We start from the raw sequence: 22,652 nt of genomic DNA, 5'->3' as shown, positions 1-22,652 counted from the left end.
GCCATAAATGACAAGAGCTGATTGGAAAAACCTCGCTTAGCGCAGTTACGAGCACGCTTCACGCACCATTCGAGCACGAGGTGACCTCTGACCTGCCCGGCGGGGTCACTTCGGCCGCGCCCGGACGGCAGCAGCGGGACGGAGGACGCCCGGTACCGGCCGGCGGCACACCCGGGTACGGGAGTCAGTGGCCGACAGTGACAGCCGTACGGATCAGTCCGTGCCGGACCGTCCAGGTCCCCTCGAACCCGGTGAGCCGCTCCCCCGCGACCTCGGGCCCCGGCACCAGCAGCCGTGCGGTGAAGGTGCCCGCAGCCGGGTCCGGGGTGATCACGGCCTCGTCGAAGCCGAGCCAGCGGCCGGTGAGCGGGTACCACGCCTTGTACACGCTCTCCTTGGCGCTGAAGAGCAGCCGGTCCCAGCAGATCTCCGGGTGCCTGGCGGCCAGCTCGGGCAGATACCGCCGCTCCTCGTCCACGGTGACCAGCCGCAGCTCGCCCCCGCCCGGCATCGGGAGGTGGGGTTCGGCGTCCAGCCCCAGCGACACGACGTCGGACGCGCGCGCCACGGCGGCGGCCCGGTAGCCGGCGCAGTGCGTCAGGGCGCCGACGGTCCCGGCGGGCCACAGCGGCTCACCCCGTACACCGCGCAGGATGGCGGCGGGTGCCACCCCGAGCTGCGCCAGCGCCGCACGGGCACAGGCCCGCGCCGTCGCGAACTCGGCCCTGCGGGAGGGCACGGCGCGCGCCACCACCTGCTCCTCACCGGGGAACAGCGGAGCCGTACCGGCCGGATCCCCGTAGGACTCGACCAGCACCACAGGACCGCTCTCCGGCTCCCCCGCCCCCGGGGCCATCGGCCCGAAGCTGCCGGTCCGCAGACCGGGCCCGGGGATCTCCCCCGGCTGTGTCGCACGCATGGTCAGATCCTCAACCTGCCGGGGAGCACGGACAGTTGGCGGTCTCCTCGGTGGGGAAGTACCGGAAGAAGATGCGGACTCATACCGGTGATTCTGCGGCTCGGGGCGCCCATGTGGCCACCTCGGGTGTCTTCCGCCGGCGGAGGGAACACGCACGGCAAGGGCGGAACGGGCACGCGCGGCACCGAGCGGAACGGGCACGGGCGGGGCCCCGCGCGGAAGAGACACGGGCGGGGCCCCGCGCGGAAGAGACACGGGCGGGGCCCCGCGGCACCGGGCCGGGGGGCCCTGCCCTGCACACTCAGCCCGCGTCCGGCGTCAGCCGCAGCGAGATGGAGTTGATGCAGTACCGCTGATCGGTCGGGGTCGGATAGCCCTCACCCTCGAAGACATGGCCCAGATGCGAGCCGCACTTCGCGCAGCGCACCTCGATCCGGCGCATCCCGTGCGAACGGTCCTCGATCAGTTCGACCGCGTCCGTGTCTTTCGGGTCGTAGAAGGACGGCCAGCCGCAGTGCGACTCGAATTTGGTGTCCGAGCGGAAGAGTTCGGCCCCGCAGGCCCGGCAGGAGTAGACGCCGGTCGTCTTCGTGTCCGTGTACTCACCGACGAAGGCGGGCTCAGTGCCGGCCTTGCGCAGCACGGCGTACTCCGCTTCGGACAGCTCCGCCCGCCACTGCTCGTCCGGCTTCTCGATGTCGTACGGCATGGCGCTCCCTCAGCTCGACAGGTGGTCCAGAATCCGCGGGCCGAGGTCGGTGACATCGCCCGCTCCCATGGTGAGAACGAGATCACCGGGCTTCGCCATTCCCGCCACGGTCCCGGGGACCTGCTCCTTGTCGTGGACGGCCGTGACGTCGGCGCCCGCCGCGCGGGCGGCGTCGATGATCAGCTCGCTGGTGATGCCGGGGATCGGGTCCTCGCGGGCCGGGTAGATGTCCAGCACCAGCGAGGCGTCCGCGAGACGCAGCGCCTGTCCCATCTCGATGCCCAGCTCCTGGGTGCGGGAGAAGAGGTGGGGCTGGAAGACCACCAGAATCCGTGAGTCACCGACCGCGCCGCGCATGGCTTCGAGGTCGGCGGTCATCTCGGTGGGGTGGTGGGCGTACGAGTCGACGACCTGGACGCCCGCCGCCTCGCCCTTCAGCTGGAGGCGGCGCTTGACCCCGGTGTACTTGCCGAGCGCGGACGCCAGATTGTGCGCCGGGATACCGAGGGCGACACCGGCGGCCAGCGCGGCGACCGCGTTGTGGGCGTAGTGGCTGCCCGGTACGGAGACCGTGAAGGTCAGGAGCTTCCCGTTGAGCAGGACGGTGACCTCACTGGTCAGACCGCGGGGGGTGACCTTGTGGACCCGGACGTCGGCCGTCTCCGACGCGCCGTAGGTGACGACCTTCAGTGTGGAGAGGTCACGGATCCGGGAGGTCAGCTCGACCGCACCCGGCTGGTCGGCGTTGATCACCAGGGTGCCGCCCGGGACGACCTTGCCCACGAAGGTCTCGAAGGAGTCGTAGATCTCGTCCATCGAGGCGTAGTTGGCGTGGTGGTCCAGCTCGACGTTGAGGACGACGGCGACCTCGGGGTCGTACTTCTGGAAGCTGCGGTCGCTCTCGTCGGCCTCCGCGACGAAGATGTCGCCCGCGCCGTGCCGGGCGTTGGTGCCCGGCCCTGCGAGGTCCCCGCCGATCGCGTACGCCGGGTCGAGGGCGAGTTCGGTCAGCGCCACCGCGAGCATCGAGGTGGTCGTGGTCTTGCCGTGCGTGCCGGCCACCGCGATGGAGCGCAGGCCCCGCATCAGCGAGGCGAGCGCGTCGGAGCGGTGCACCACCGGGATGGACAGCTCCGCCGCACGGACCAGCTCCGGGTTGTCCTCGCGGATGGCGCTGGAGACGACGACGCAGGTCGCGTCGGACGCCAGATTCTCCGCCGCGTGCCCGACGTGCACCGTCACACCCAGCGCGCGGAGCGCTTCGGCGGCCGGGGAGTCGCGGGCGTCGCTGCCCGCCACCCGGGCGCCGCGCTGGGCGAGGATCTTCGCGATGCCCGACATCCCGGCGCCGCCGATGCCGATGAAGTGCGGTCGGGCCAGGGCGGCCGGGCTGCCGGGTGCCATACGGGTGTCTCCCCAAGCTGTGCGTCTGCGTGCTGGAAGGTCCCAGCCTATTCGCTGTGCGCGAAGAGTTTGAGCACCGGTACGCCGACCTTGTGACGGGCCCGCGACGCCCAGTCCCGGTGGAAGAACTCCTCCACGTAGTGCGGTGCGGTCAGCACGATCACCTCATCGGCCGACTGCTCCCCGACCACGGTCTGCAGCACGTCGAGCGGATGCTCCTCGACCACCCGGCCGGCCGCCTCGCAGCCGGTGGCCCGCAGCGACTCCAGCGACCGCAGGAGCGCGGACTCTGCGGGGATCCTCGCCTCCTGCCCCTCGGGCACCTCGTTCTCCCGGCCCACCTCGTCCAGTTCGCCCAGGGCCACGTCGTCGATCGCCCGGAGCAGGAAGTCCGCCTGATCGCCGCGGGGCTGCATGAGAACGATGAAGGAGACGGACTCATCGCCGTGCAGCGTCGTCACGAACTCCACGTCCTCGGACGTCAGAGGCTTCTCGATCATCAATACGCTCGTGAACAACTGAGGACCCTTCTGCTGAAACCATCCTTCCCCGTGCCCGCACGGGGTCTGCGAGGTTAAGTCTGCCCACAGAACGGAAAGCGGAACGGGAGATTCCGCAGATTGTCAGATCCGAAGGTATCGGGCGAAAAGGAACCCGGCCTCCTCCAGCAGCCCGGCCAGGGCGAACCGCTCGGGCACCGCGAGCCCCGGACCGCCGACGATGCGCTGGGCATCACCCGATGTGAGCACCGGCGAGAGCGTGAGGCACAGCTCGTCCAGCACCCCGGCCGCCACGAACTGGCCGAGCATCCGCGGCCCGCCCTCGGTCAGCAGCCGCCGGAAACCGAGCGCGGCCAGCTCCCCTACGGCCCGGCGCGGGTCCACCCCCTGGGCGTCCCCCGCGATCACGACCCGCGCACCCGCCCGCCGGGCCGCCTCCATCCGGTCCGGCGGAGCGCCCGCGCCGGTGACGACCAGGGTCGGCACGGGCGGAGCGGTGAACAGCGGCAGCGAGAAGTCCAGCTCCAGGCTCGCGCTGACCACCGCGATGGCGGGCGCCGGGCCCTGGCCGGCCGCGGCACGCCGTCCGGCGAACGCGGCCCGCGCCTTCGCCGGGCGGTACCCCTCCAGACGTACGGTCTCCGCACCGACCACCACCACATCGGCGAGCGCGCGCAGCGTGCCGAAGATCCGCATGTCCGTCTCGGTCGAGATCGGCTGCGAGCGCCCTTCGTGCTGGGCGGCGCCGTCGAGCGAGGAGACCATGTTGGCGCGCAGCCACGCCCGGCCGGGCCCGGTGTCCGCGGGGTACGCGTAGGCCTCGGCGAGGTCGTCCAGACTCCACTCCTGAGCGGTCCCGCCGGGGCGCTCCGTTCCGGGAGCGGCAGCTGTCTGGTCGGTCACAGGGAGCAGGCGTCGCATGTCAGGCAGTGTGGCACGGCGCTTACCCTGGGGTTGTGTCGTCGCCCATAGCTGAAGTGGTCCCCCAGTCCCTGTGCGCCCGCGAGCCGCGCGTCCCCGCCGACCGCCTGGTCGCGGAGATGGTGCCGCCGCCGCGTTTCGACTCGGTCCGCTTCGATACGTACGTACCGGACCCGAACCAGCCGAGCCAGCGCGAGGCGGTGACCGTGCTCAGCGACTTCGCCGCCGGGCTGGGCGGGGCGACGGCGGGCGGCCCCGGCCGCAAGCGCTGGTTCGGCGGCCGCAGGGCCGCCGCGCCCACGGGGCCGAGCGGGGTCTATCTCGACGGTGGTTACGGCGTCGGCAAGACCCATCTGCTCGCCTCCCTCTGGCACGCGACGCCCGCCCCCGCCGAGCGCAAGGCGTTCGGCACCTTCGTGGAACTGACCAATCTGGTCGGCGCGCTGGGCTTTCAGCAGACCGTGCAGACGCTGAGCGGCCATCGGCTGCTCTGCATCGACGAGTTCGAGCTGGACGACCCCGGCGACACCGTCCTGGTCTCCTCGCTGCTCAGCAGGCTGGTCGAGGCGGGCGTCGCGCTCGCCGCCACCTCCAACACGCTGCCCGGCAAGCTCGGCGAGGGCCGGTTCGCGGCGGCCGACTTCCTGCGCGAGATCCAGGGGCTCTCGGCCCACTTCAGGCCGCTGCGGATCGACGGTGAGGACTACCGCCACCGGGGTCTGCCCGAGGCCCCGGCGCCGTACGACGACGAGCAGGTCACCAAGGCGGCGTACGCGACCCGCGGCGCCTCGCTCGACCCCTTCCCCGCCCTTCTCGACCATGTCGCCCGGATCCACCCGAGCCGCTACGGCGCGCTGACCGAGGGCCTCACGGCGGTCTGCCTCACCGGGGTGCGGCCGGTGGACGACCAGTCGACGGCGCTGCGTCTGGTCGTGCTCGCCGACCGGCTCTACGACCGCGAGGTGCCGGTCCTCGCATCGGGTCTCCCCTTCGACCGGCTCTTCAGCGACGAGATGCTGAACGGCGGATACCGGAAGAAGTACTTCCGGGCGATCTCCCGGCTGACGGCGCTGGCGCGCGACGCGAAGCCTCTGGTGGCCAAGTAGGTTGGAGCTCCGCCACCAGAAGGGATGCACCATGGCCACCACGCGTGTCGCTCATACGGTCTGGGAGGGCGAGCTCTTCAAGGGCTCGGGCACCGTCACCTTCGACACATCGGGCATCGGCGACTACCCGGTCACCTGGGCCTCCCGCGCCGAGACGGCGAACGGCAGGACCAGCCCGGAGGAGCTCATCGCGGCCGCCCACTCCAGCTGCTTCTCGATGGCCCTCTCCAACGGCCTGACCGGCGCGGGCAATCCGCCCGCCAGGCTGACCACAAAGGCCGAGGTCACCTTCCAGCCGGGCGAGGGCATCACCGGTATCCACCTCACCGTGGAGGGCGACGTCCCCGGCCTCGACGCGGACGGCTTCACCGCGGCGGCCGAGGACGCGAAGGCCAACTGCCCGGTCAGCCAGGCCCTCACGGGTACGAAGATCACGCTCACCGCCACGCTGAGCTGAGCCGACGCGCCGCGCCGGCCGGGCCACCCCGGCCGGCCTCTGCGTCCGCTCTCAGCCGGAGCAGGCCGTCCGGCCCGCCTCCTGCCACTCGCAGACCGGGCAGAGCGTGGCACCGCGCGTCGACTCCGGGTACTCGGTCGGCTTGCGGCACAGCACGCACTCGGCGTACGGCGGACCGCCCGGTACCGCTTCGGAAGCGGGGGCGGCGGCCGGCGTCTCGCAGTAGGACTCGTCCATGCGTACGAGCCTACTCAGCCCCGGCGCCACCCGGCCCGGCCCCGTACTGCTGCGGTTCGGTGCTGCTGCGGCCCACCGCTTCGAGTCTCAGTGCTGCTGCGGCTTCTCGGGCCTGGCCTCGCTCGGCCGTACGATCACGAATCCCTCGCCCTGCAGCATCAGCTGGACGGCCTCGCCCGAGCCGCCGCGGATCATGGAGCCGATCGACTGCGAGCGGTGCAGCGAGGTCTGCAGATGGGCGGACCAGCCGACGACCGCGTCGGTGTCGACGTAGACCGGCTGCTGCGGGCTGACCGGGATGACGATGGGGTTGCCCTCACAGATCAGCCCAAGTTTGCCGTACCCGGTGAAGAGGCTGTTGAAGAGGCCGCCCCCGGCGATGCCCGAGCCCTTCACCGTCTTGATCTCGTACGAGAGGGTGGAGTCGAAGCACAGTACGTTGCGGCCGTTGATGGTGAGTGCGTCGCCCTGCTCGACGTCGACGATGAAGCAGTTCGCCGCTTCGTGCGCGAACCATGCCTCGCCCTGTCCGGTGACGGACATCAGCGGCAGACCCTCACCCGTGACGGCCCGCTTGAGCATCCCGCCTATGCCCTGGCCCTTGCGCTCGAACTGGAGATTCCCCCGGAAAGCGATCATCGCGCCCTGCCGCGCCAGCATGTCACCGTTGACGGTGTACTTGATCGACTTGGCGTTCTGCAGGGTCATGCCGGGGGCGGTCGCCTGCTGGGCCATGTTCTCGGTCTGGAACAGATCGCTCTTCATGGAGGCATCTTCACCCGGAAGATTCCCTTCCGCCAAGAATCCGCCGTATCCCACCGGGAATCCGGGGCCCCGGGGAATCCGAGGGGAGCACCGGGGGGATGGCGGGAGGGCCGGCCCGACGGGGAATCCGCGGCGAGTCCGTCACGGAGTGGCTGGCAGACTGGGGCGGGTGAGCAGCAACGACAGCCCTTTCCGCGCGGAGCCGACGGCACGCGACGAAGCCCCGCAGTTCGTCCTTCCGCTGGTGGTCCACATCGAGAAGACCGACCCCCCGGCGCGGACGGACGCCCTGGAGACGTCGGCGCGTGCGGTGCTGGTGATGCTGTCGGACGAGCGGTCGGTGGGCGACGGCGAGTGGGCGCGGGCGATGGCGGACTGGCAGGACGCCCGGATCCGCAAGGTCGTACGGCGGGCGCGGGGCGCCGAGTGGCGCAGGGCGTCGGCGCTGCCCGGCATCACGGTCACCGGGTCCACGGCCGAGGTGCGGGTCTTCCCGCCGGTCCCGCTGGACGGCTGGCCGAAGGAGCTGGCGAAGCTCCAGGTCAGCGGGACCGACCTGGACGATCCCGGGCCGCTCCCCGAGCCCGGCCCGGCCGCGCCTGTCATCTGGCTCAACCCGGAAGTCGACATGTCGGCCGGCAAGTCGATGGCGCAGACCGGCCATGGTGCCCAGCTCGCCTGGTGGGAGCTCACGGACGCCGAGCGGGAAGCATGGCGGGCGGCCGGATTCCCGCTGTCGGTGCGGACGGCGACCCCCGGACACTGGGCCGGACTGACCGCGAGCGGACTCCCTGTCGTGCATGACGCGGGGTTCACCGAGATCGCGCCCGGGGAGACCGTCGCGGTCGAAGGGGGCAGCCGCTTCTGCCCCCTCCAGCGTGGACTGCGCCCGGCTCAGTAGCGGCGTTCGCCGAGCGCGGCAGAGTTCGGGTTTCCGGCTTCAACGCGCCTGTCGGAGAACGGAGTTCGAGCACCACCGGACCGCGTCCTGATGGTCGCGGCCCACGCCTGGGATCTGCGCGGGGCCCAGGCGGTGGGCATGCGGACCGCCTACGTCCAGCGGCCCGGCGGGGACTCTCCGCGGAAGACCGACGCCTTCGACTGGTACGCGGACAGCCTGGACGAGTTGGCCACCGTACTGATGGCGGACCGGGCTCCCTGGATCCCCCGTCGAAGTGCTGTCTGTCGCCCCTGGAACCTCAAATGAAGCTCTGAACGTCCCACCCGGTGGATTCACCGTGGCCCCGCGGGGTCATCACCCCTGCACGCGCCGCGGCAGCGGCAGCGGAGGGGGACACCATGGAGAAGCTGGGAACCGGTATCGGGTGGCGGCCGGAGATCGCCGCGGCGGTGGAGGAGCTGCCGGGCATCGACTGGGTCGAGGTGGTCGCGGAGAACCTCTGCCCCAGCCATGTCCCGGACTCCCTGCTGCGGCTGCGCGAGCGCGGTGTGACGGTCGTTCCGCACGGGGTGTCGCTGGGGATCGGCGGGGCCGAGCGCCCGGCAGCCGACCGGCTCGCGGCGCTGGCCGAGCGGGCGCTTCTGCTGGAGGCACCGCTGGTCACGGAGCACATCGCGTTCGTCAGGGCGGGCGGCCCGCTCACCGCGTCGCCCGGTCTGGAAGCGGGCCATCTGCTGCCGGTTCCGCGCACCTGGGACGCACTGCATGTGCTCTGCGAGAACGTCCGGATGGCCCAGGACGCGTTGCCGGTCCCGCTCGCCCTGGAGAACATCGCCGCGTTGATCTCCTGGCCCGACGAGGAGCTGACGGAGGGGCAGTTCCTGGCGGAACTGGTGGAGCGCACCGGCGTTCGGCTGCTGATCGACGTGGCCAACCTCCACACCAACCACGTGAACCGCGGCGAGGACCCCGCGGCCGCCCTGGACGAGCTCCCGGTGGAGGCCATCGCGTACGTCCATGTCGCGGGCGGGGTGGAGAAGAACGGCGTCTGGCACGACACCCACGCCCACCCGGTGACCGCACCGGTCCTCGGCGTACTGGCCCAGCTGCGGGACCGGGTGGACCCGCCCGGTGTCCTGCTGGAGCGGGACGACGACTTCCCTCCGGCGGCGGAACTGGGCGCCGAACTGTCCGCGATACGGGCGACCCTCGCCGCCGGGGGCAACGCACGGGCCCCGCGAGAGACCGCGTCGGACGCCGTACCGGAGACCGTGCCGCTCCGGAGCACGGCGGGCAACACGAGCAGCACGGACACCACGCGGATCGCGAGCACCACCGGCATCGCGAGCACTGCGGACACCACGAGCACCACGCGCACCGGGTCCGGAACGACGCCCGCGGAGGCCCGGTCGGCCCAGGCGCCGAAGGCGGAGCCGGTGCCGGAAGCGGAGCCGGTACCGGAAGCGGAGCCGGTACCGGAAGCGGAGCCGGTACCGGCGGCAGCCTCCACCCCAGCCAGCACCGCCAACAGCGCCCCCGCTCCTGCTCCCGCTCGTGTCGGCGCCCCCGCTTCCACCGACGCCGCCCGGCAGCGGCTCGCCCTCGCGGAGACCGCGCTGCTCTCCGCCCTGGTGGCGGGCACCCCGGCACCCGAGGGGTTCGACACCCGCCGGCTGGGGGTGCAGAGCCGGGCGCTGGCCGCCAAGCGCGCCGACGTCGTGAAACAGGTCGCCCCCGAACTGCCCGCCCTCCTCGGCGCCGGGTACCGGCCCGCCTTCCTGGCGTACGCCAAGTCCCGCCCGATGAGCGGCGGTTACCGGCGCGACGCCCTCGACTTCGCGGAGCAGCTGCTCCGCAGCGGACAACCCGCCGACGCCGAGGCCCGGCGCCGGCTCACCCTCTGGTGGCAGGACCGGTCGGCTCCGCGCCGGCCGACCAGGGCCGCCAGGCTCGCCCGCGCGGCCCGCGCCCGGCTGAGCCGCGCATACCGGTGACCCCGGCGCCACCGGTCGGCGGGCCCGGCGGGGGTCGGCCGGCGTCAGCTGGGGGGCAATGACACCGACACCGCCGAGCGGTCCTTTACAACGCCGACTACCGGACGAATTATCCCTTTTATTCAGCAGCCGTACGAAGGGGACCCGATGAAGGCAGTCGCGCTGTACGGAACAGCCGGTGTTCTGGTGCTCTCGGGCCTCACCGCCCTGGCCGCGGCCCCGCCCGGCAGCGCGGACACCTCGGCAGGCCCGCACATGGAGGGCGTCAACGCAGCGGGCACCGCCACAGCCCCCGCCGCCGGCACAGCCGAAGCCGCGGGCACCCTGGCCGCCGCCACCAGGGCCGCCGCCGCGGGGATCGCCTTCGGCGCCTGCCCGAAGAGCGAGGGGCTGCCCGCGTCCGTGCGGTGCGGCAGCATCCGGGTCCCGCTCGACTACGCCCGGCCTGACGGCGAACAAATCTCACTGACCGTCAGCAGGGCGCACGCCACCGGCAAACCCGCCGACCGCCAGGGCGCCCTGATCTACAACCCGGGCGGCCCCGGCGCGTCCAGCATGTTCTTCCCGATGGCCACCGCGGTCCCCGCGTGGAAGCCGCTGGCCGCCGCGTACGACCTGGTGGGGTACGCCCCACGCGGGGTCGGGCGCTCGGCGCCGCTCTCCTGCGAGGACCCGGCCCGGTACGCGAAGCCTCCGACCACGGCCCCGATCCATCCGTCGGAGGCGTTCAAGCAGAAGAAGATCGCCGAGGCCAAGGCGTACGCCGAGGGCTGCGCGGACCGGGCGGGTCCGGCGCTGCGGCAGTACAACTCGCTGAACAACGCCCGTGACCTGGATGTGCTGCGGGCCGCGCTGGGCGAGCGGAAGCTGACCTTCATGGGCGCCTCCTACGGCACGTACTTCGGTGCGGTCTACGCGACGCTCTTCCCCTCGCACGTACGCCGGATGGTCTTCGACTCCGCGGTCGACCCCGACCCCGCCAAGATCTGGTACCGCGACAACCTCGACCAGTCACTCGCCTTCGAGCGCCGCTGGACGGACTTCCGCACCTGGGTCGCGCTCCACGACAAGGCGTACCACCTGGGAACCGACGCGTCCGATGTGCTGGCCGGTTACGAGACGGCGCGCGCCCGGCTCGCGGAACACCCGGCCGGCGGTGTCGGCCCCGCACAGCTGCAGAGCGCCTTTCTCCAGGCCGGTTACTACGACGACGTCTGGCCGGCCACCGCCAGGGCGCTCGCGCGGTATCTGCGGGGCGATCCGAAGCCGCTGATCAAGCTGGCCGCGCCGGACCCGGCGACGGCGAAGGCGGACGAGAACGGCACGGCTGTCTACACGGCCGTCGAGTGCAACGACGCGCAGTGGCCTGCCGACTGGCGGGTCTGGGACGCCGACAACACCGCGCTGGCGCGCCGGGCGCCCTTCGAGACCTGGGACAACGTCTGGATGAATCTGCCGTGCGCCTACTGGCCCGCACCCCGGCAGCAGCCGCTCGATGTGCGCAGCTCGGACGGCGCGCTGCCGCCGACGCTGATCCTGGCGGCGGAGCGGGACGCGGCCACCCCCTACCCGGGGGCGCTGGAGCTCCAGCGGCGGCTGCGCGGGTCGGTCCTGATCACGGAACGGGGCGCGGGTACGCATGGCATCGGCGGCGGCCCCAACACCTGTGTCAACAGGTACCTGGACGACTATCTGCTGACGGGGCGGACGCCGGTGGGGGGGGGGGGGGTGGGGGCCGCCCCCCGGCGGGGCCCGCGGTGGGGCGGCCCGGGGGGGGGCGGGCCGGGGCGCGCAGCGCGGGACGGTCGAGAGCCGCGATCGGTGCGGCGATCGGCATCCCGACCGTCTCCGCCCGCTCGCCGCCCGCGAGGTGGGCCCGGCTGCGGTCGAAGGCGACGGTGAGATGCGGGGTGAGCCGGGCCGCGAACTGGTTGGCGCGGCCCGGCACCGCGTTGGACTCGTGGATGACGCTCGGCACGCCGGCCATCCGGGCGCCGAGCACCACCGGCGCGCTGGGGTAGCCGCCCATGCCGACCGCGACCTGGGCGCGCTGCTCGCGCAGGATGGTCCGGCACTGCACACCGGACTTCAGCAGGGCGGCGGGCAGCAGATAGCGGCGGGCGCCGAGCGCCGGGTCGAAGGGGATCATGTCGACGGTGTGCAGCGGGTATCCGGCGCCGGGTATCAGCGTGGATTCCAGGCCGCGGTCGGTGCCGACGAAGGAGATCACCGCGCCGGGTACGGCCCGGCGCAGTGCGTCGGCGAGGGCGAGGCCCGGGTAGATATGACCGCCGGTGCCGCCCGCACCGATCACGACGGAGAGTGGTGTGCGCATGGGCAGCACACTCGCGTCGCGGGGTAAGAAGGTTCTAAGACGCTGCTTTGGCAGGCTTTGCCCCATGAACCCGTACCCGCACACCCCGCCCGCGAGCCCCCGGCCCAGGAAGATCCTGGTCGTGGACGACCAGCCGGAGGTCCGTCTGGCGGTGGAGGACGGTCTCACGGTCGAGGGGTACGAGGTGCTGGGCGCGGCCGACGGCCTGGCCGCGCTGTCGGCCGTCTCCTCCTGGCAGCCGGACGCGGTCGTGCTCGATGTGATGATGCCGGTCCTCGACGGCCTCGCGGTCTGCCGGCAGCTGCGGGCGGTCGGCGACCGGACGCCCGTCCTCGTACTGACCGCCCTGGACTCGGTGAGCGAGCGGGTGGACGGCCTGGAGGCGGGCGCCGACGACTATCTCGTGAAGCCCTTCGCACTCGACGAGCTGGTCGCCCGGGTGCGGGCACTGCTGCGGCGGGCCGCACCGGCCGACGAGGAGCCGGGCGTCCTGGTGTACGGCGATCTGACGGTGGATCCGGTGACGCGCACCGGGCGCCGGGCGGGACGCGCGATCGAGTTCAGCAGGACCGAGTTCGCCCTGCTCGATCTGCTGCTGCGCCACCCCGGGCAGGTCCTCACCCGGGAGCTGATCCTGGAGCGGGTCTGGGGACAGGACTTCGGGCCCGACTCCAACTCCCTTGCCGTGTACGTGGGTTATCTGCGCCGCAAGCTGGAGGCGGGCGGCGAGCCGCGCCTGGTCCACACCGTGCACGGCGTCGGCTACCGGCTGGACGCCGTATGAGCGCCCCCGGCGGCCGGAGCGGCGCGCGCCGGGCGCCGTCCCACCGGCTCGGTGCGCGCTGGCGCCGCCGCCGTCCGCTGCGCACCCGGCTCGCCCTGACCGCTTCGGCGGCCGTGGCCCTGGTGGCGCTCGGGGTCTGCGCGGCGGCCTTCTTCGTCCAGCGGTACGAGATCTACCACCAGCTGGACCTCAATCTCGTCCAGTCGGCTTCCGTCACCGGAAGCGGGCGCGGGGGCGGGCAGCCGGGCGTCGTGGAGGGGCAGTGCCAGTTCCTCGCCTCGCCCGCCTGCTCCCAGATCGTGCCGGCCGACCCTTCGGCGGACCCGGCGGGGCGGTATCTGCTGCCGGTGTCGGGGCCGGTCCGTGAGGTCGCGGCCGGCACCCGCGCTCCGTACTTCAGCAACATCACGCTGCAGGGGCGCCCCACCCGGATGCTCACCACCACCTTCGGCCACCACAAGGCTGTGCAGGTCGCGCTGCGCGCCGACCCGGTGGAGAAGAGCGTGCGGCGGACGGCCCAGCTGCTCGCGGCGGTCGGCGGCGCCGGGGTGCTGATCGCGGCGGGGCTGGGCTACTGGGTGTCGCGCACCGGTCTGGCGCCCGTCGCCCGGCTCACCCGGGCCGCCGAGCGGATCGCGGCGACCCGGGACCCGCGCCACCGCATCGAGCTGCCGCCGGGGCCCGTGACCCGGGAGGACGAGGTCACCCGGCTGGCCACCACCTTCAACACCATGCTGGGTGAGCTGGAGCAGTCGGTCACCGCGCAGCGCCGGCTGGTGGCGGACGCCTCCCACGAACTGCGCACCCCGCTCACGGCGCTCCGGACCAATGCCGAACTCCTCGCCCGTGCCGACCGGTTGACGCCCGCTCAGCACGACCGGGCGGCCGGGGCCCTCACCCGGCAGATCCAGGAGGTGACGACGCTGGTGAACGACCTGATCGAACTGGCCAGGGACGAGGAGCCGGTACCGCTGGTGGAGAGTGTCCGGCTGGCCCCGCTGGTCGAGCACGCGGTGGCAGCCGCACGCGGCCACTGGCCGGGGCTGGTCCTCACCCTGGAGGTGACGGCGGACCCGGTCCTGGACGGCGTACCGGCGCGGCTCTCCAGGCTGCTCGCCAATCTGCTCTCGAACGCGGCGAAGTTCTCCGGTGCGGGCGGTGAGGGCGGTGGGGTCGGTGGGGGCGGTGGGGTCGACGTAGTCCTCACCGCGACCGAGCTGACCGTACGCGACCACGGGCCCGGGATCGCGCCGGCCGATCTGCCGTATGTCTTCGACCGCTTCTACCGGGCCCGCGCCGCGCGTGCGCTGCCCGGTTCCGGTCTGGGCCTCGCGATGGCCCGTCAGATCGCCCGCGCCCACGGGGCGGAGCTGACGGCGGAACAGGCGCCGGGCGGCGGGGCGCTGTTCCGGCTGAGCCTGCCGTGAGGTCCGGCGGGCGTCAGCGGGCGAGCCGGCCGAGCAGCGACGAAGCGGCGAGCACGCCGAGTGCGGCGGCCACCACCAGCACCCCGTAGTCCAGGGCCAGATGGGCGTGGGTGCCCAGCAGCAGCCCGCGCAGGGCGTCGACCTGGTAGCTCAGCGGATTGGCCTTGCTGATCGCCTGGAGCCAGCCGGGCATGATCGCGACCGGGTACAGGGCGTTGGAGCCGAAGAACAGCGGCATGGTGATGGCCTGTCCGATCCCCATCAGCCGGTCGCGGGTCAGCACGATCCCGGCGATGGTCATGGACAGACAGGAGAAGAACGCCGAGCCCAGGATCACGACCACCGCCACCCCGAGCAGCCGCAGCGGATTCCAGGTCAGCGCGACGCCGAGCAGTGCGGCGATGACGACCACCACGACCGCCTGGATCAGTGCCTTCACCCCGGCCGCGAACGCCTTGCCGGTGATCAGGGCGGCTCTGGGGGTCGGTGTGACAAGGAGTTTGGTGAGGATTCCGGCGTCGCGCTCCCAGATGATCTGGATGCCGTAGAAGATCGCGATGAACATCGCGGACTGGGCGATGATGCCGGGCGCCAGATAGTCGATGTACGGGATGCCGCCGGTCGGGATGGCCCTGATCCGGGTGAAGGTCTCCCCGAAGATCAGCAGCCACAGCGCGGGCTGGACGGCTCTGGTGTACAGCTCGGTACGGTCGTGGCGCAGCTTCTGCAGCTCGACCACGCACATGGCGGCCACCCTGGCCGGCACCATCCGCCGGCCGGTGCGTGGCTTCGGCGGTACCAGCAGCAGCCCGAGCCCGGCCCGGTCGGCCTCAGCCGACCCGGGTGGCGGTGCGGCGGGTGGAACGGACATCGCGGAACTCACCTCCCTGCTCGTCGAGACCACTGCCCGCGACGTCCCGGAAGACGTCCTCAAGGGTGGGCTCGGTGTCCTCGCGCCGGGCGGCGGCGGGGGCCGTGCCGGACGGGACGTCCGGGGTGTCCGGGGCGGCGGCCCGCCCGGCAGTGGATCCGGCCGGGGAGCCGGTGGCGCCGCTCTGTGCGCGGCGGCGCTCCCGCAGGCCCGCTCTCAGCTCTCCCGGGGTGCCGAGCGCCCGTACCCGGCCCTGATGCATCAGCGCGAGCCGGTCGCAGTACTGCTCGGCCTCGTCCATGTAGTGCGTGGTCACCAGTACGGTCATCCCGGTGGCCCGGCGTACGGCGTCGATGTGTTCCCACACACTGGTCCTGGCGATCGGGTCGAGGCCGATGGTCGGCTCGTCGAGGATGAGCAGTCGGGGCGCGCTCACCAGCGCCTGGGCGAGTTCGAGCCGGCGGATCATGCCGCCCGAGTAGGTCTTGGCGAGCCGGTCCGCGGTCTCCGCGAGGCCGACGGCCGCCAGCGCCTGGGTGACGCGCTCGGCCCGTTCGCGCCGGGAGACATCGAAGACCCGGGCGAACAGCGCCACGTTCTCGCGTGCGGTGAGCCCGGCGTCGGCGGAGAGCTGCTGCGGTACGTAGCCGAGCAGGCGCCGCACCGCCATCCGCTCCTTCGCCGCGTCGTGCCCGAACACCCGCACCCGTCCGGAGGGAACCGGCAGCAGGGTGGTGATACAGCGGATCACGGTGGTCTTGCCCGCACCGTTGGGTCCGAGCAGACCGAAGACCTCACCCGCGCCGACCGAGAGGTCCACGCCGTCGACGGCCCTGGTCGCACCGAAGGCGTACTCCAGGCCGCTACAGGAAACGGCCGGGCCGCCCTCGCCGGTCCCGGCGGGGCCACCACTGCCACTGCCACTGCTGCCACTGCCCCGGCCGTTCTCGTCGGCGCCGCCGCTGCCGTCGCGCCCCGGGTCGCTCATGAGCCCTCCACCTCCTCGTGCAGGTTCCCGGCGAGCCGCCGCAGCGCCGGGAGCGCGGCGGCCAGGGCCGCCCGGTCCTCGTCGGAGAGCCGGGCCACCTGGGCCCGGACCAGCTCGCCGCGCCGCGTCTGCCAGTCACGCAGCCGTTCACGGGCCGCCGGGGTGAGCCGCAGCCGCACCGCACGCCGGTCGTCCGGGTCGTTGTCGCGGATCAGATATCCGGCCCTGGCCAGCTGGTTGACCAGCGTCGAGACCGAATTGCCCGCCATATACAGCTCTCTGGCCGCGTCCGAGACCCTGATCCCGGGCCGCCCGCCGACAAGCCGCAGCAACTCCGCCTGCGCCCCTCGCAGCGGTGGCGCGGCAAGCCCTCGCCGCAGCCGCCGCCGGACCAGCCGGTGCACCCCGGCCAGCACATCGGCAAGCGACTCGGGAAACTCTTCGGTGGCCACGCTTCTTATTTTAGCTCTGTGTCAGAGGTAACGGCCAGTGGGCGTCCGACCACGGATATGCGTGTGCCCGGAGGCCGAAGCCCCCGGGCACACCCCCCGCTCCCGCCCGGAACCGGCGCTCAGAACCCCGGCGGCTCCGTGTAGATGCCCCACTCGTCCCGCAGGGCGCCGCAGATCTCGCCGAGTGTGGCCTCCACCCGGACGGCGGCCAGCATCGGCTCGATCATGTTCGAGCCGTCCCGGGCGGCGGCGAGCAGCGCGTCCAGGGCCGTGGAGACGCGGGCGTCGTCCCTGGCGGCCCTGCGGGCCGTCAGTTCCTGGACCTGGTCGCGCTCCACCTCGTGGCTGACGCGGAGGATCTCCAGGTCGCCGGTGACCGAGCCGTGCAGGCAGTTGACGCCGACGACGCGCTTGTCGCCCTTCTCGACCGAGCGCTGGTACTGGAAGGCGGATTCGGCGATCTCGCCGGTGAACCAGCCGTCCTCGATGCCGCGCAGGATGCCCGATGTGACCGGGCCGACCGGGTGCTGACCGTCGGGGTGCGCCCGCAGGCCGCGCTCCTTGATCTGGTCGAAGATCTTCTCCGCGTCGGCCTCGATACGGTCAGTGAGCTGCTCGATGTACCAGGAGCCGCCCAGCGGGTCCGCCACATTGGCGACGCCCGTCTCCTCCATCAGCACCTGCTGGGTCCGCAGGGCGATCTCGGCCGCCTGCTCGCTCGGCAGCGCCAGCGTCTCGTCCAGGGCGTTGGTGTGCAGCGAGTTGGTGCCGCCGAGCACCGCGGCGAGCGCCTCGACGGCGGTCCGTACGACGTTGTTGTACGGCTGCTGCGCGGTCAGCGAGACCCCGGCCGTCTGGGTGTGGAAGCGGAGCCACTGCGCCTTGTCGGTCCGCGCCCCGTAGACGTCCTTCATCCAGCGCGCCCAGATCCTGCGCGCCGCGCGGAATTTGGCGATCTCCTCGAAGAAGTCGACGTGCGCGTCGAAGAAGAAGCTCAGGCCGGGCGCGAAGACGTCCACGTCGAGCCCGCGGGAGAGGCCCAGCTCCACATAGCCGAAGCCGTCGGCGAGGGTGTACGCCAGCTCCTGCGCGGCCGTCGCGCCCGCCTCGCGGATGTGGTACCCGGAGACCGAGAGCGGCTTGTAGGCGGGGATGGAGGCGGCGCAGTGCTCCATCAGGTCGCCGATCAGCCGCAGATGCGGCTCGGGCTGGAAGAGCCACTCCTTCTGTGCGATGTACTCCTTGAAGATGTCGGTCTGGAGCGTGCCGTTGAGCACGGCCGGGTCGACGCCCTGGCGCTCGGCGGCGACCAGGTACATGCAGAAGACCGGGACGGCGGGCCCGCTGATCGTCATCGACGTGGTGACGTCGCCGAGCGGGATGTCCTGGAAGAGGAGTTCCATGTCGGCGGCCGAGTCGATGGCGACCCCGCAGTGGCCGACCTCGCCGAGCGCCTTCGGCTCGTCCGAGTCGCGGCCCATCAGCGTCGGCATGTCGAAGGCGACCGAGAGTCCGCCGCCGCCGTTGGCGAGGATCGTCTTGTAGCGCTCGTTGGTCTGGCGGGCGTTCCCGAACCCGGCGAACTGCCTGATCGTCCAGGTGCGGCCGCGGTAGCCGGTGGGGTGCAGGCCACGGGTGTACGGATACTCACCGGGCCAGCCGATCCGCTCGAACCCCTCGTACGTGTCACCGGGCCGCGGCCCGTACACCGGGTCAACCGGGTCCCCGGACAGTGTGGAGAAGTCGGCGTCCCGCTTGCGGGCCTTGTCGTACCTGGCCTGCCAGCGGCGGCGGCCCTCTTCGATGGCGTGAGCGTCCATACCCATGAATTTACTAGGACGTCCAAGTATCTGTCGATGGCAGACCGCCCGCACATCGTGCGGGCGGCGGGATTACGCCTTGGCGGCCACCGGGGCCGGCTGGGTGATCCGGGGCTCCAGCTCGCGGGAGATCTTCCGCTCGACGAAGAAGGCCGCGGTGGGGACCGTGCCGGCCAGCAGCACCCAGATCTGCTTGGTCACCGGCCACTTCGCCTTGGATCCGAGATCGAAGGCGAAGATCAGGTAGACCACGTACAGCCAGCCGTGCGCGATGCCGACGATGCTGACGAAACCGGTCGCCCCGTTGATGTCCAGCAGGTACTTGGCGATGACGCCGAGGGTCAGCAGGACCAGCAGCACACCGGTGACGTAGGCCATCACGCGGTAGCGGGTCAGCACGCTTCGTTTCATGGAGTCGAGCGTATCGGGGCGCTATGGGCGATCTTCGGCGGGGTTGCCCTTGCGCCGCCCGGCCTCCTGGGACCCGTGGCGCCGCCCTTACTCCTCGAAGTCGTCCGCCGCCACCCGCAGCGGCCTGAGCATCTCGAAGATCTCGCCGCAGCCCTGCGCGTCGTACGCGGAGAGCCCGAACTCCATCTTCATCAGATCCGCGCTGGCCGCCTCGACGACCTCACGGCCCTTGTCGGTGATGGAGGCCAGCGTGCCGCGCCCGTCGTTGGGGTTGGGGCGCTTGTCGACCAGTCCCGACCTGACCAGCCGGTCGACCGTGTTCGTCACCGATGTGGGGTGCACCATCAGCCGCTCACCGATCTTGGACATCGGCAGTTCGCCCGCCTTGGAGAAGGTGAGCAGCACCAGCGCCTCGTAGCGCGCGAAGGTCAGCCCGTACGGCTTGACGACCGCGTCGACCTCCGCGAGCAGGATCTGGTGGGCGCGCATGATCGAGGTGATGGCGGCCATCGAGGGCACGGGTCCCCAGCGCTGCTGCCAGAGTTCGTCGGCGCGCGCGATGGGATCGAAGGCAAGGCTGAGCGGCTTCGGCACGGCATCGACCCTACCGGCCGGTCATATGACGGTCAGCCCCGTCTCGCCCTTCGGTCCGTGCACCCGGGGCGGCCCCTGCCGCACGGCGTCGGTACGGCAGGGAGCGCACCGGTCAGGGCGCCAGGTGCCGCTCGACCGTTTCGACCTTGGACGTCAGGCCGTCGGTGACCCCCGGCCTGATGTCCGCCTTGAGTACGAGCGAGACCCGGGGCGCACGCGCCTCGACGGCCTGGACGGCGCGCCTGACGACATCCATCACCTCGTCCCACTCGCCCTCGACGGAGGTGAACATGGCGTCCGTACGGTTCGGCAGACCCGATTCGCGTACGACGCGGACCGCGTCGGCGACGTACTCGCCGACGTCCTCACCCACGCCCAGCGGGGAGACCGAGAAGGCGACGATCATGACGTCTCCACCACGCCCTCGCGGCGCGCGCGGGAGGCGATGACCGCGTTCTCCGCCTCGCGGCGCAGCTTGCGCTCCGCGAAGAAGCCGCCGGTGGGCAGCACCGACAGGACGAAGTAGAGGATGCCGGTCCCGGCGGACCACTTGGCGCGGTTCCAGGCGTCGGCCCAGAAGATCACGTACAGCACGAAGAGCACGCCGTGCACCATGCCCATGACCGGCACCGCGTTGAAGTCCGTGGTCCGCTTCAGGACCGAGCAGACGAGCAGCAGCAGGAAGGAGACCGCCTCGGGGGCGGAGACCAGGCGGAGGCGGCGGATGGCGGATGCGGTCTTGATGTCCACGGAGGAAACCTTCGGCAGCGGGCGGCGTAAACAGGACCGTGCGCGCTGTCGATCACACGCACGCGTGATCTTGTGAAAGTGCGCACAAACTCGGAACCATTGTGGCAGCCCCGCATATCAGGGCTCTTTCAGGGTGCGTCTACACCCCGGGAACCCTGTGCGCACCCCCGGTGGACCGTTACCTTCGGACCGTGGCTCAGTTCCGACTCCAAGGCAGCAGGATGCTCGCCGTCGACCTGACGGGTGACAGCGTCAGAGCGAAGAACGGCGCGATGGTCGCCTACGACGGCCAGATGACCTTCAAGAAGATGACCGGCGGCGGTGAGGGGCTCCGCGGGATGGTGACCCGGCGTCTGACCGGCGAACAGATGAGCGTGATGGAGGTGCGCGGCAAGGGCACCTGCTACTTCGCCGACCGCGCCACCGAGATCAACCTCGTCACCCTGCACGGCGAGAAGCTCCATGTGGAGGCGAGCAACCTGCTGTGCACCGACGCCGGGCTGCGCACCGGTACGACCTTCACCGGGCTGCGGGGCGCGTCCCAGGGCAACGGCCTGTTCACCACCACCGTCGAGGGGACCGGGCAGGCCGCGGTGATGTCGGACGGGCCGGCGGTCGTGCTGCGGGTCTCCCCGCAGTACCCGCTCCTGGTCGACCCGGGCGCGTACATCGCCCACACCGGCGACCTCCGGCAGCACTTCCAGACCGGTGTCAGCTTCCGGACCTTCATGGGCGAGGGGTCCGGGGAGTCCTTCCAGATCCGGTTCGAGGGCGAGGGGCTCGTCTATGTGCAGCCCAGCGAGCGCAGCACGTTCGGGGGTGATGTCTGATGCCGTTCACCGAGATCAACTCGAAGATGGTCGAGGCCACGGTGGTACCCGGCCAGAAGCTCTACAGCCAGCGCGGGGCGATGCTCGCCTACCGGGGCGATGTGACCTTCACGCCGGACATCGGGGGCGGCCAGGGCGGTGTGATGTCCATGATCGGGCGGCGGGTGGCCAACGAGGCGACGCCGCTGATGACCGTGGAGGGCAGCGGCACGGTGATGTTCGGGCACGGCGGCCACCACATCCAGGTGATCTCGCTGGCCGGCGACACCCTGTATGTGGAGGCGGACCGGCTGCTCGCCTTCGACGGTTCGCTCCAGCAGGGCACGATGTTCATGGGCTCGCAGGGCGGGGTGATGGGGATGGTGCGCGGCCAGGTCACCGGACAGGGGCTGTTCACCACGACGCTCAGGGGCCATGGCTCGGTGGCGGTGATGGCGCACGGCGGGGTCGTGGAGCTGCCGATCACCCCGCAGGGGCCGGTGCATGTGGATCCGCAGGCGTACGTCGCCCACCACGGGGACGTACGGAACAGGCTGTCGGCGGCGCTCGGCTGGCGGGAGATGGTGGGGCGCGGCTCGGGCGAGGCGTTCCAGCTGGAGCTGTCCGGCAGCGGCGCGGTCTATGTGCAGGCATCGGAGGAGAAGCTGTGACGGGACCGGTGGTCCATGACCCGATGACGCTGCCGGCCAACGACAACGTCAACAAGTACACCTTCTGTGTGGAGCTCACCGGTACCCGGTGGTTCCTGCAGAAGGGCAAGATGATCGCCTACTACGGGCGGATCGACTACAGCGGCTTCGGCAACGGCCGCTTCGACCAGCTGCTGCGCAGCAGCTTCCACTCCCCGCTGCACGCCGCGGACTGGGTGGTGGCGGAGGGCTCGGGCAAGATGCTGCTCGCCGACCGCGCCTTCGATGTGAACTCGTTCGACCTGGAGGACGGCAACCTCACCATCCGCGCGGGGAATCTGCTGGCGTTCGAGCCTTCGCTGTCGCTGAAGCAGTCGATCGTGCCCGGCTTTCTGACCCTGCTCGGTACGGGGAAGTTCGTGGCCGCGTCGAACGGCCCGGTGGTCTTCATGGAGCCGCCGATCCGGGTCGACCCGCAGGCGCTGGTGGGCTGGGCGGACTGCCCCTCGCCGTGTCATCACTACGACCACGCCTATATGACGGGGGTGCTGGGCGGGATCCGGTCGTTCACGGGTTTCGGGGGCGTCTCGGGCGAGGAGCACCAGTTCGAGTTCGTGGGGGCCGGCACGGTGCTGCTCCAGTCGACCGAGGAGCTGCTGCCCGAGCAGCCGACCGGTTCCGTACCGAACGAAGCGGGCATTCCGGGTGGACAGGGGCCGCGTTCCGGCCAAAACGGCCCAGGATCGCGCTTTCCCGGCCAGGTCGGGGATCTTCAGCGCCGCTTCGGGCTGTGAGCGATAGCCTGCGGAGTGTAACGTCGAACACCTGAACCCCCTCCCCGCGCCCGG

At 71.6% G+C, this 22,652-nt stretch carries 25 protein-coding genes and 2 pseudogenes; 11 read left to right on the top strand and 16 right to left on the bottom strand.

The genetic code is table 11. The features are described from left to right. Positions 1–184: 184 nt before the first annotated feature. The 5 genes from ACFXBC_RS00705 to ACFXBC_RS00685 form a co-directional block, all read right to left on the bottom strand. Positions 185–856: a 4'-phosphopantetheinyl transferase gene (locus tag ACFXBC_RS00705; RefSeq protein WP_385017081.1), complete on the bottom strand. Its 672-nt coding sequence runs from the start codon at positions 854–856 to the stop codon at positions 185–187. A gap of 364 nt (positions 857–1,220) precedes the next feature. Then, the gene (gene msrB, locus ACFXBC_RS00700) at positions 1,221–1,628 is read right to left on the bottom strand and encodes a peptide-methionine (R)-S-oxide reductase MsrB (protein ID WP_385016803.1); all 408 of its coding nucleotides are present in this window, start codon (positions 1,626–1,628) and stop codon (positions 1,221–1,223) included. Between the two features lie 9 nt (positions 1,629–1,637). Further along, positions 1,638–3,032 (bottom strand): UDP-N-acetylmuramate--L-alanine ligase, encoded by a 1,395-nt coding sequence (murC, locus tag ACFXBC_RS00695; protein WP_385016800.1) that lies wholly within the window; start codon positions 3,030–3,032, stop codon positions 1,638–1,640. A gap of 47 nt (positions 3,033–3,079) precedes the next feature. Further along, positions 3,080–3,550: an indole-3-glycerol phosphate synthase gene (locus ACFXBC_RS00690; protein ID WP_385016797.1), complete on the bottom strand. Its 471-nt coding sequence runs from the start codon at positions 3,548–3,550 to the stop codon at positions 3,080–3,082. Between the two features lie 105 nt (positions 3,551–3,655). Further along, positions 3,656–4,453, bottom strand: coding sequence for a pyrimidine reductase family protein (locus ACFXBC_RS00685; protein ID WP_385016794.1), 798 nt, complete (start codon positions 4,451–4,453; stop codon positions 3,656–3,658). A gap of 8 nt (positions 4,454–4,461) precedes the next feature. Between ACFXBC_RS00685 and zapE the strand changes: the two genes are divergently transcribed. Both zapE and ACFXBC_RS00675 read left to right on the top strand, forming a co-directional pair. After that, positions 4,462–5,559, top strand: coding sequence for a cell division protein ZapE (gene zapE, locus ACFXBC_RS00680; protein WP_385016791.1), 1,098 nt, complete (start codon positions 4,462–4,464; stop codon positions 5,557–5,559). A 31-nt stretch (positions 5,560–5,590) separates the two neighbouring features. Next, positions 5,591–6,016 (top strand): OsmC family protein, encoded by a 426-nt coding sequence (locus tag ACFXBC_RS00675; protein ID WP_385016788.1) that lies wholly within the window; start codon positions 5,591–5,593, stop codon positions 6,014–6,016. Between the two features lie 51 nt (positions 6,017–6,067). Here ACFXBC_RS00675 and ACFXBC_RS00670 read toward each other — a convergent pair whose 3' ends face one another. Next, a complete protein-coding gene (locus ACFXBC_RS00670) occupies positions 6,068–6,253 on the bottom strand; it encodes a hypothetical protein (RefSeq protein WP_385016785.1) in 186 nt (61 codons plus the stop codon). Positions 6,254–6,340: 87 nt separating this feature from the next. Continuing rightward, positions 6,341–7,018, bottom strand: coding sequence for an AIM24 family protein (locus ACFXBC_RS00665; protein ID WP_385016782.1), 678 nt, complete (start codon positions 7,016–7,018; stop codon positions 6,341–6,343). 169 nt (positions 7,019–7,187) lie between these two features. Between ACFXBC_RS00665 and ACFXBC_RS00660 the strand changes: the two genes are divergently transcribed. The 4 genes and pseudogenes from ACFXBC_RS00660 (at position 7,188) to ACFXBC_RS00645 (ending at position 11,815) form a co-directional block, all read left to right on the top strand. After that, positions 7,188–7,919, top strand: coding sequence for a peptidyl-tRNA hydrolase (locus tag ACFXBC_RS00660; RefSeq protein ID WP_385016779.1), 732 nt, complete (start codon positions 7,188–7,190; stop codon positions 7,917–7,919). 72 nt (positions 7,920–7,991) lie between these two features. Continuing rightward, a pseudogene (locus tag ACFXBC_RS00655) lies at positions 7,992–8,225 on the top strand (hypothetical protein); the annotation flags it as partial. 92 nt (positions 8,226–8,317) lie between these two features. Then, positions 8,318–9,913 carry a DUF692 family multinuclear iron-containing protein gene (locus tag ACFXBC_RS00650; protein WP_385016777.1) on the top strand — a complete coding sequence of 532 codons (1,596 nt, stop codon included), beginning with the start codon at positions 8,318–8,320 and terminating at the stop codon, positions 9,911–9,913. 147 nt (positions 9,914–10,060) lie between these two features. Beyond that, entirely contained in the window at positions 10,061–11,815 is a 1,755-nt protein-coding gene (locus tag ACFXBC_RS00645) for an alpha/beta hydrolase (protein ID WP_385016774.1), read from the top strand. A gap of 73 nt (positions 11,816–11,888) precedes the next feature. Here the strand turns inward: ACFXBC_RS00645 and ACFXBC_RS00640 are convergent. After that, a pseudogene (locus tag ACFXBC_RS00640) lies at positions 11,889–12,248 on the bottom strand (glycosyltransferase); the annotation flags it as partial. Between the two features lie 64 nt (positions 12,249–12,312). Here ACFXBC_RS00640 and ACFXBC_RS00635 point away from each other — a divergent pair. Both ACFXBC_RS00635 and ACFXBC_RS00630 read left to right on the top strand, forming a co-directional pair. Then, complete coding sequence (locus tag ACFXBC_RS00635) at positions 12,313–13,032, top strand: response regulator transcription factor (RefSeq protein WP_385016771.1); 720 nt, start codon at positions 12,313–12,315, stop codon at positions 13,030–13,032. Then, complete coding sequence (locus ACFXBC_RS00630; RefSeq protein WP_385016768.1) at positions 13,029–14,459, top strand: ATP-binding protein; 1,431 nt, start codon at positions 13,029–13,031, stop codon at positions 14,457–14,459. The genes ACFXBC_RS00635 and ACFXBC_RS00630 overlap by 4 nt, the downstream gene beginning before the upstream one ends. Positions 14,460–14,472: 13 nt before the next feature. On the opposite strand, the gene ACFXBC_RS00625 is transcribed toward ACFXBC_RS00630, so the two are convergent. The 8 genes from ACFXBC_RS00625 to ACFXBC_RS00590 form a co-directional block, all read right to left on the bottom strand. Then, complete coding sequence (locus tag ACFXBC_RS00625) at positions 14,473–15,330, bottom strand: ABC transporter permease (protein ID WP_385016766.1); 858 nt, start codon at positions 15,328–15,330, stop codon at positions 14,473–14,475. Then, positions 15,290–16,318: an ATP-binding cassette domain-containing protein gene (locus tag ACFXBC_RS00620; RefSeq protein WP_385016763.1), complete on the bottom strand. Its 1,029-nt coding sequence runs from the start codon at positions 16,316–16,318 to the stop codon at positions 15,290–15,292. The genes ACFXBC_RS00625 and ACFXBC_RS00620 overlap by 41 nt, the downstream gene beginning before the upstream one ends. Next, a complete protein-coding gene (locus ACFXBC_RS00615; RefSeq protein WP_385016761.1) occupies positions 16,315–16,770 on the bottom strand; it encodes a MarR family winged helix-turn-helix transcriptional regulator in 456 nt (151 codons plus the stop codon). The genes ACFXBC_RS00620 and ACFXBC_RS00615 overlap by 4 nt, the downstream gene beginning before the upstream one ends. Before the next feature lie 119 nt (positions 16,771–16,889). Further along, entirely contained in the window at positions 16,890–18,590 is a 1,701-nt protein-coding gene (locus ACFXBC_RS00610) for a methylmalonyl-CoA mutase (protein WP_385016758.1), read from the bottom strand. 72 nt (positions 18,591–18,662) lie between these two features. Continuing rightward, positions 18,663–19,001, bottom strand: a complete 339-nt coding sequence (locus ACFXBC_RS00605) for a DUF3817 domain-containing protein (protein ID WP_385016755.1) — start codon at positions 18,999–19,001, stop codon at positions 18,663–18,665. Positions 19,002–19,088: 87 nt separating this feature from the next. Beyond that, the gene (locus ACFXBC_RS00600) at positions 19,089–19,595 is read right to left on the bottom strand and encodes a MarR family winged helix-turn-helix transcriptional regulator (RefSeq protein WP_385016753.1); all 507 of its coding nucleotides are present in this window, start codon (positions 19,593–19,595) and stop codon (positions 19,089–19,091) included. Between the two features lie 112 nt (positions 19,596–19,707). After that, positions 19,708–20,001, bottom strand: coding sequence for an MTH1187 family thiamine-binding protein (locus ACFXBC_RS00595; RefSeq protein WP_385016751.1), 294 nt, complete (start codon positions 19,999–20,001; stop codon positions 19,708–19,710). After that, on the bottom strand, positions 19,998–20,345 hold the full coding sequence (locus ACFXBC_RS00590; protein WP_385016748.1) for a DUF3817 domain-containing protein: 348 nt from the start codon (positions 20,343–20,345) through the stop codon (positions 19,998–20,000). Before ACFXBC_RS00590 ends, ACFXBC_RS00595 begins: the two co-directional genes overlap by 4 nt. Positions 20,346–20,536: 191 nt before the next feature. On the opposite strand from ACFXBC_RS00590, the gene ACFXBC_RS00585 reads away from it, so the two are divergent. From ACFXBC_RS00585 to ACFXBC_RS00575, 3 genes are read left to right on the top strand one after another with little or no spacing between them, the layout of a single operon-like run. Beyond that, positions 20,537–21,175 carry an AIM24 family protein gene (locus ACFXBC_RS00585; protein WP_385016746.1) on the top strand — a complete coding sequence of 213 codons (639 nt, stop codon included), beginning with the start codon at positions 20,537–20,539 and terminating at the stop codon, positions 21,173–21,175. Then, positions 21,175–21,825, top strand: coding sequence for an AIM24 family protein (locus ACFXBC_RS00580; protein ID WP_385016744.1), 651 nt, complete (start codon positions 21,175–21,177; stop codon positions 21,823–21,825). Before ACFXBC_RS00585 ends, ACFXBC_RS00580 begins: the two co-directional genes overlap by 1 nt. Beyond that, a complete protein-coding gene (locus ACFXBC_RS00575) occupies positions 21,822–22,598 on the top strand; it encodes an AIM24 family protein (RefSeq protein ID WP_385016741.1) in 777 nt (258 codons plus the stop codon). Before ACFXBC_RS00580 ends, ACFXBC_RS00575 begins: the two co-directional genes overlap by 4 nt. The last annotated feature ends 54 nt before the right edge of the window (positions 22,599–22,652 follow it).

The sequence above is a fragment of the Streptomyces sp. NPDC059398 genome, assembly GCF_042751845.1.
Lineage (GTDB): Bacteria > Actinomycetota > Actinomycetes > Streptomycetales > Streptomycetaceae > Streptomyces.
Note: the sequence above shows the minus strand (reverse complement) of the source record. Positions and strands in the feature narration are given on the sequence as shown.